This window comes from Rathayibacter sp. AY1D2 (assembly GCF_002932695.1).
Classification (GTDB): domain Bacteria; phylum Actinomycetota; class Actinomycetes; order Actinomycetales; family Microbacteriaceae; genus Rathayibacter.
Genome location: NZ_PSVX01000048.1, coordinates 22,099 through 28,934 on the forward strand (window position 1 = coordinate 22,099; position 6,836 = coordinate 28,934).

The window sequence follows — 6,836 nt, forward strand, 5'->3', positions numbered from 1 at the left end:
CGCGTCCTCGGCGGCCCGCTGATGGCGGGTCACGATACCGGCGCGGCCCGCGCCCGCCTCGTCCTGATCGGCCCGATGGGGGCCGGCAAGACGACGATCGGCAAGCGGGTCGCGAAGGCGCTGAGCGCCGGGTTCGTCGACTCCGACGCGGAGTTCGTGCGCACCCACGGCCCGATCGCCCCCTACTTCGACGCCCACGGCGAGCCGGCCTTCCGCCGGGAGGAGCGCCGTGTCGTCGAGCGCGCCGTCCGCCGCGACGTGGTGCTGAGCCTCGGCGGGGGAGCGGTGCTCGATCCCGCGACGCGCGCCGACCTCGCGGACGTGCCCGTCGTGCTCCTCACCACCACGGCCGAGGCCGTCCGCGACCGGCTCGGCTCCGGCTCCCGCCCGCTGGTGCGCGGCGGGGTCGGCGACTGGGTCCGCATCTTCGACGAGCGGCGCCCGGTCTACGAGTCCCTCGCGGACACCGTGGTCGACACCTCCCGGCGGCCGATCACCCTGATCGCCGCCGAGATCGCGGAGTGGGTGCGCGCGCAGCGCCCCTCCGCCACCCCTGCACCATCGGACCCGGCGGCCACGAGCCGCCCGAGCGGAAGACAGTCATGAACGACGGCACCACCGCCATCCCCGTCGCCGGAGAGAACGGCTACGACATCCACGTCGGGCGCGGACTCCTCGACGGCCTCGCCGACGCGATCGGCCCCCGGGCCGCGAAGGTGCTCATCGTGCACCCGCCGACCCTCGCGGTCCTCGCCGCCGAGATCCGCGAGAGCCTGCTCGAGCGCTACGAGGTGCTGCTCGCCGAGGTGCCGGACGCCGAGGCCGCGAAGCGCGTGGAGGTGGCGGCCTTCTGCTGGCAGGTGATGGGGCAGTCGGACTTCACCCGCACGGATGCGGTCGTCGGCTTCGGCGGCGGCGCGATCACCGACCTGGCCGGCTTCGTCGCCGCCACCTGGCTCCGCGGGGTCGACCTGGTGCAGGTGCCGACCACCGTGCTCGGGATGGTCGACGCGGCCGTCGGCGGGAAGACCGGCATCAACACGGCCGAGGGCAAGAACCTCGTCGGCGCCTTCCACGCGCCGCGGGCTGTCGTCGCCGACCTCGACGTGCTGACCAGCCTCCCGCGCAACGAGATCCTGGCCGGCTTCGGCGAGATCGTGAAGTACGGGATGATCGCCGAGCCGCGCATCCTCGACATCATCGAGTCCGACATCGACCTGGCCACGGACCCGACGTCGGAGGAGTTCCGCAGCCTGGTCGAGCTGTCGATCGGGATCAAGGCGCGGGTCGTCGGCGAGGACTTCACCGAGAAGGGCCTGCGCGAGATCCTGAACTACGGGCACACCCTCGGGCACGCGGTCGAGCACGCCGAGCGCTACCAGTGGCGCCACGGCGCGGCCGTCTCCGTCGGGATGATGTTCGCAGCCGAGCTCTCGCGCCTGACCGGATCGCTCAGCGACGCGGTCGTGGACCGCCAGCGCCGGGTCCTCGAGTCGCTGACCCTGCCGACGAGCTACCCGCTCGGACGATGGGCGACGCTCCTCGCCTCGATGCAGCGCGACAAGAAGACCCGCGCGGGGATGCTCCGCTTCGTGGTCCTCGACGACATCGCCCGCCCGAGCATCCTGCAGGGGCCGGAGACGTCGCTGCTGTTCGCGGCGTACCAGGAGATCGGATCGTAGGTCCGGCTCGGCTGAGCCTGGGCGGCGCCGTCAGCCTCCGCCCAGGGCGGCCCTCCGCGCCTGGGCGTACTCGGCCTCGGTGATCGTGCCCGCCGCTCGCAGCGCCTCCAGCTCGGCGAGCCGGTCCGCCAGCGGGCGGGCGGAGCCGGGACCCTCGCGCGCGAAGCGGGCCGCGACGTCGGTCCGCAGGGTCAGCGGGTCCACTCCGAGCGAGCGCGCCCGGCGCATGTTCACGACGATCAGCACCACGACGAGCACGATCACGACGGCGATGACGATCGGCACCGCGGTGAACACGATCGAGTACCAGGGCGGCACGACTGTGTCGGCGGGAAAGGCGTCCCTGTGCTCCTCCTCGGGGTCGGTCCTCCACCGTCTCGCGCTCCGGCGGACCGGTGGGGCGATTCGCATGCGGCGTCCAGACTCCTCTGCCGACGGGGCCGCGTCGACTACACTCGACGGGTCAGCCGGACCGGCCGATATCGCCGCGCCCGCGTACCGGGCTCGCCGGCGCAGACTTCCACCGAAACGGATCCCCCTTCGCATGGCCTCTACCACCGACATCAAGAACGGCACCGTCCTCAGCATCGACGGCCAGCTCTGGAACGTCATCGACTTCCAGCACGTCAAGCCGGGCAAGGGCGGCGCCTTCGTACGCACCAAGATGAAGAACGTCCTCACGGGCAAGGTCGTCGACAAGACCTTCAACGCGGGCGCCAAGATCGACACGGCCAACGTCGACCGCCGCGACTTCCAGTACCTCTACCGCGACGGCGCGGACTTCGTGTTCATGGACACCAGCGACTACGACCAGATCACCGTTCCCGAGGCGGTCGTCGGCGACGCGGCGAACTTCATGCTCGAGAACCAGAACGTGACCCTCGCCCTGCACGACGGTGACCCGCTCTACATCGACCTCCCCGCCTCGGTCGTCCTCGAGATCACCTACACGGAGCCGGGCCTCCAGGGCGACCGCTCGACCGGCGGCACCAAGCCCGCGACGGTCGAGACCGGCTACCAGATCCAGGTCCCGCTCTTCCTCGAGCAGGGCACGAAGGTCAAGGTCGACACCCGCACGGGCGACTACCTCGGCCGCGTCAGCTGAGCCGGGCCTCCCGTGAGTGCTCGCACGAAGGCGCGCAAGCGCGCCCTCGACATCCTCTACAACGCCGACGTCCGGCAGATCAGCTTCGCCCAGTCGCTGCGCGCCGAGGCCGAGCGGGCGGCGAACGAGCCGGCCCGTGAGGCCTCGTGGCTCTACGCCCGCGAGATCGTCGACGGGGTCATCGACCACGCCGACGAGATCGACGAGCTGATCGCCCGGCTCGCCCAGGGCTGGACACTCCCGCGCATGCCGCTGGTCGACCGCGCGATCCTCCGGATCGGGGTGTGGGAGATCCTGCACAACGACGCGGTGCCCGACGGCGTCGCCATCTCGGAGGCCGTCGAGGCCGCCACGTCGCTGTCGACCGACGACTCGGCGGGCTTCATCAACGGGCTCCTCGCCTCCGTCGCGGAGTCCCGCACGACGGCCTGACCCGCCCCGGAGACCTGCTCGGCCCGCCGGATCCCCGTGATCGGGCGGGCCGAGGTCGTTCCCGGGCTGCCCGTCCGGCGGGCCGCGCGACGGCCCGTATACTCGACACGGCTTTTCCTTTAACAGCCGTCCTGTGAGGCGGGGAAGGAGGTCGGTGTGACGGCACGAATCGTGCTCAACGGCGCTGACATCACGCGAGCGCTCACGCGCATCGCCCACGAGATCCTCGAGTCGAACCGCGGCCCCGAGTCGCTGGTCGTCCTCGGCATCCCGACGCGCGGCGTCGCCCTCGCGAGGCGCATCGCCGAGACGATCGCGCGGATCGAGCCGGACGGTCCCCCCGTCTTCGCCGGCTCCCTCGACGTGACCATGTACCGCGACGACCTCTCCCGGCACCCGGTCCGCACCCCCGCGCGGACCGCCGTCCCCGCGAGCATCGACGGCCGGACAGTGGTCCTCGTCGACGACGTCCTCTTCTCGGGCCGCACCATCCGCGCCGCCCTGGACGCCCTCAGCGACATCGGCCGTCCGCGAGCCGTGCGGCTGGCCGCGCTGGTCGACCGCGGGCACCGCGAGCTCCCGATCCGGGCGGACTTCGTCGGCAAGAACCTGCCGAGCAGCCTGAGCGAGCGGATCAACGTCCGGCTCGTCGAGACGGACGGCGAGGACCTGGTCGCGATCGAGTCGCAGGCCACCGGCGAGGAGACGGCTCCGTGAAGCACCTGCTCTCGACCCGCGACCTCGACCGCGCGAGCGCGATCGCACTCCTCGACATCGCCGAGGACATGGCGGACGTGCAGAACCGCGAGGTCAAGAAGCTGCCGACCCTGCGCGGGAAGACCGTGGTCAACCTCTTCTTCGAGGACTCCACCCGCACGCGGATCTCGTTCGAGGCGGCGGCGAAGCGGCTCTCGGCCGACGTCATCAACTTCAGCGCGAAGGGCTCCAGCGTCTCCAAGGGCGAGAGCCTGAAGGACACCGCGCAGACGCTCGCCGCGATGGGCGCCGACGGCGTGGTCATCCGCCACAGCGCCTCCGGAGCCCCCGCGGTTCTGGCGGCGAGCGGCTGGATCGACGCGTCGATCCTCAACGCCGGTGACGGGACCCACGAGCACCCGACCCAGGCGCTCCTGGACGCGTTCACCATCCGCCGGCGCCTGCACGGCGCCTCCGCGTCCCGCGGCAAGAGCCTCGACGGTGTCGCGGTCACGATCGTGGGCGACGTCCTGCACTCGCGGGTGGCGCGCTCGAACGTCTGGCTGCTGACGGCGCTGGGCGCCGAGGTGACCCTGGTCGCACCGCCGACCCTCGTGCCGGTCGACACGCGCGACTGGCCCGCGACCATCCGCTTCGATCTGGACGAGGCGATCGACACCGGGCTCCCCGACGTCGTGATGCTCCTGCGCATCCAGCTCGAGCGGATGTCGAGCGGGTTCTTCCCCAACGGCCGGGAGTACGCGCGGATCTGGGGCCTCGACGACGAGCGGCTCGCCCGGCTGGGTCCCGATACCATCGTCATGCACCCCGGACCCATGAACAGGGGCGTCGAGATCTCCTCGGCGGCCGCCGATTCGAGCCGCTCCACGGTGCTCGAACAGGTCACGAACGGAGTGTCCGTCCGGATGGCCGCGCTCTACCTGCTGCTGTCCGGCGAACGGGAGGTCCACTGATGAGCACTGCCCAGCCGCTTCAGAGCACGGCGCCGGAGCGGATCCTGATCTCGGGGGCGACGCTCGCCGGCGAGTCGACCGCCGACCTGCTGATCGACGGGGGCGTGATCGTCGAGATCGGCGCCGACCTCGACTCGCGCGGGGCCCGCGTGATCGACGCCGACGGCCTGCTGGCGCTGCCCGGCCTGGTCGACCTGCACACCCACCTGCGCGAGCCGGGGTTCGAGCAGAGCGAGACGATCCTCACCGGCACGCGAGCTGCGGCCGCCGGAGGCTTCACCGCCGTCTTCGCGATGGCGAACACCTCGCCGGTGCAGGACACCGCGGGCGTGGTCGAGCAGGTGCAGAGCCTGGGCGAGGACGCCGGCTACGCGACGGTCCGCCCGATCGGCGCGGTGACCGTGGGTCTGGCGGGGGAGTCGCTCGCCGAGCTCGGCGCGATGGCCCGCAGCCGCGCGGCCGTGCGGGTCTTCTCGGACGACGGGAAGTGCGTCTCGGACGCGCTGCTGATGCGCCGCGCTCTCGAGTACGTCAAGGCGTTCGACGGAGTCGTCGCCCAGCACGCGCAGGAGCCGCGGCTCACCGTGGGCGCGCAGATGAACGAGGGCGCCGTCTCCAGCGCCCTCGGCCTGCAGGGCTGGCCCGCCGTGGCCGAGGAGGCGATCATCGCCCGCGACGTGCTCCTCGCCGAGCACGTGGGCTCCCGCCTGCACGTCTGCCACGTCTCGACCGCGGGCTCGGTCGACGTCATCCGCTGGGCGAAGGCCCGGGGGATCGACGTGACCGCCGAGGTCACCCCCCACCACCTGCTCCTCACCGAGCAGGCCGTCGCCGGACAGGACGGGCCGAGCTACGACGCCCGCTTCAAGGTGAACCCGCCGCTGCGCCGCGACGAGGACGTGCTCGCCCTCCGCGAGGCCCTCGCCGACGGCACCATCGACATCGTCGCCACCGACCACGCGCCGCACCCGGTCGAGGCGAAGGACTGCGAGTGGGACGCCGCGGCGTTCGGCATGGTCGGCCTCGAGAGCGCGCTGAGCGTGGTGCACGCCGCCGTCGTCGAGGACGGGCGGATGAGCTGGTCCGACGTCGCGCGCGTGCTCTCCTCCGCCCCCGCCCGCATCGGCCGGCTCGACGGCTACGACCGCGGCCTCGCCGTCGGGGCCGCCGCGAACATCGTGCTCTACGACCCGGAGGCGCGACGCCGCTTCTCCGTCGAGGACCTGCGCGGCCGCAGCGGCAACTCCCCGTACCTCGGTCGCGAGCTGCCGGGCCGCGTCGTCGCCACCCTCCACCGGGGCTTCCCGACCGTGCTGGACGGCGAGCTCGTCGACGCGGCGGTCGTCGCCGCCTCCGCGAAGGCCTCCCGTGGATAGGGCCGCGATCACGATCGTCATCGCCGCGGTCGTCGTCCTCGTCTTCGTCGGCATGCTGCTCTCCTGGCGCGCGCGGCGCCGCCGCTCGGCCGCCCTCGCGCCGGAGCCCGTGCCCGCATCCTCGCTGGGCGCCGAGGTCGAGCGCGTCGACCTCCCGTACGTGGCCACGACCCGCTTCGAGCAGCCGCTCGAGCGCGTCGTGCTGCCGGGGCTCGGCTTCCGCGGCAACGCTGTGCTGCGCCTCCACGAGCGCGGCGTCGTGATCGCCCCCGTCGGCGAGCGCGAGACGGTGATCCCGGCCTCCCTCCTGCGCGGAGCGGGCCAGGGCAGCTACGTGATCGACCGCGTCGTCGAGGAGGGCGGCCTGCTCGTGATCTCCTGGTCGCCCCGCGGCGACGAGACCGTCGACAGCTACCTCCGCGTGGCCGAGCCCGCCCTCCGGGCGCACCTGGTCGCCGAGCTGCAGCGCCTCGCCGGCGTAGCTCGGGTCGGTCAGCGTCTCCTGGTACCCGGTCATGCCGGTGGCGAAGACGATCTCGCCCAGGGTGCGGCCTCGGGCGCCGTAGGCCTG

Annotated in this window: 8 protein-coding genes and 1 pseudogene; 7 read left to right on the plus strand and 2 right to left on the minus strand. The window is 72.5% G+C overall.

The window, feature by feature from the left end; translation table 11 throughout:
- The first annotated feature begins 21 nt into the window (after positions 1 to 21).
- Positions 22 to 606: a shikimate kinase gene (locus tag C5D04_RS12935; RefSeq protein WP_104225325.1), complete on the plus strand. Its 585-nt coding sequence runs from the start codon at positions 22 to 24 to the stop codon at positions 604 to 606.
- Positions 603 to 1,682 carry a 3-dehydroquinate synthase gene (aroB, locus tag C5D04_RS12940; RefSeq protein WP_104325433.1) on the plus strand — a complete coding sequence of 360 codons (1,080 nt, stop codon included), beginning with the start codon at positions 603 to 605 and terminating at the stop codon, positions 1,680 to 1,682. Before C5D04_RS12935 ends, aroB begins: the two co-directional genes overlap by 4 nt.
- Before the next feature lie 30 nt (positions 1,683 to 1,712).
- Here aroB and C5D04_RS12945 read toward each other — a convergent pair whose 3' ends face one another.
- The gene (locus C5D04_RS12945; protein WP_104347796.1) at positions 1,713 to 2,000 is read right to left on the minus strand and encodes an SHOCT domain-containing protein; all 288 of its coding nucleotides are present in this window, start codon (positions 1,998 to 2,000) and stop codon (positions 1,713 to 1,715) included.
- 226 nt (positions 2,001 to 2,226) lie between these two features.
- On the opposite strand from C5D04_RS12945, the gene efp reads away from it, so the two are divergent.
- The 5 genes from efp (at position 2,227) to C5D04_RS12970 (ending at position 6,265) form a co-directional block, all read left to right on the plus strand.
- Positions 2,227 to 2,787, plus strand: a complete 561-nt coding sequence (efp, locus tag C5D04_RS12950) for an elongation factor P (protein WP_068210208.1) — start codon at positions 2,227 to 2,229, stop codon at positions 2,785 to 2,787.
- 12 nt (positions 2,788 to 2,799) lie between these two features.
- Positions 2,800 to 3,219, plus strand: coding sequence for a transcription antitermination factor NusB (nusB, locus tag C5D04_RS12955; protein WP_104347797.1), 420 nt, complete (start codon positions 2,800 to 2,802; stop codon positions 3,217 to 3,219).
- A gap of 156 nt (positions 3,220 to 3,375) precedes the next feature.
- A complete protein-coding gene (gene pyrR, locus C5D04_RS12960) occupies positions 3,376 to 3,936 on the plus strand; it encodes a bifunctional pyr operon transcriptional regulator/uracil phosphoribosyltransferase PyrR (RefSeq protein WP_104224750.1) in 561 nt (186 codons plus the stop codon).
- The gene (locus C5D04_RS12965; protein WP_104224749.1) at positions 3,933 to 4,889 is read left to right on the plus strand and encodes an aspartate carbamoyltransferase catalytic subunit; all 957 of its coding nucleotides are present in this window, start codon (positions 3,933 to 3,935) and stop codon (positions 4,887 to 4,889) included. Before pyrR ends, C5D04_RS12965 begins: the two co-directional genes overlap by 4 nt.
- Entirely contained in the window at positions 4,889 to 6,265 is a 1,377-nt protein-coding gene (locus C5D04_RS12970) for a dihydroorotase (RefSeq protein WP_104347798.1), read from the plus strand. The genes C5D04_RS12965 and C5D04_RS12970 overlap by 1 nt, the downstream gene beginning before the upstream one ends.
- Positions 6,266 to 6,734: 469 nt before the next feature.
- On the opposite strand, the pseudogene C5D04_RS12975 reads toward C5D04_RS12970, so the two are convergent.
- Positions 6,735 to 6,836: pseudogene (locus tag C5D04_RS12975) on the minus strand (carbamoyl-phosphate synthase domain-containing protein); the annotation flags it as partial.

Excerpts from the sequence above, each read along its gene's own strand:
- C5D04_RS12970 (WP_104347798.1), top strand. The coding sequence starts at position 4,889 with ATGAGCACTGCCCAGCCGCTTCAGAGCACGGCGCCGGAGCGGATCCTG.
- aroB (WP_104325433.1), top strand. The coding sequence starts at position 603 with ATGAACGACGGCACCACCGCCATCCCCGTCGCCGGAGAGAACGGCTAC.
- C5D04_RS12935 (WP_104225325.1), top strand. The coding sequence starts at position 22 with ATGGCGGGTCACGATACCGGCGCGGCCCGCGCCCGCCTCGTCCTGATC.
- efp (WP_068210208.1), top strand. The coding sequence starts at position 2,227 with ATGGCCTCTACCACCGACATCAAGAACGGCACCGTCCTCAGCATCGAC.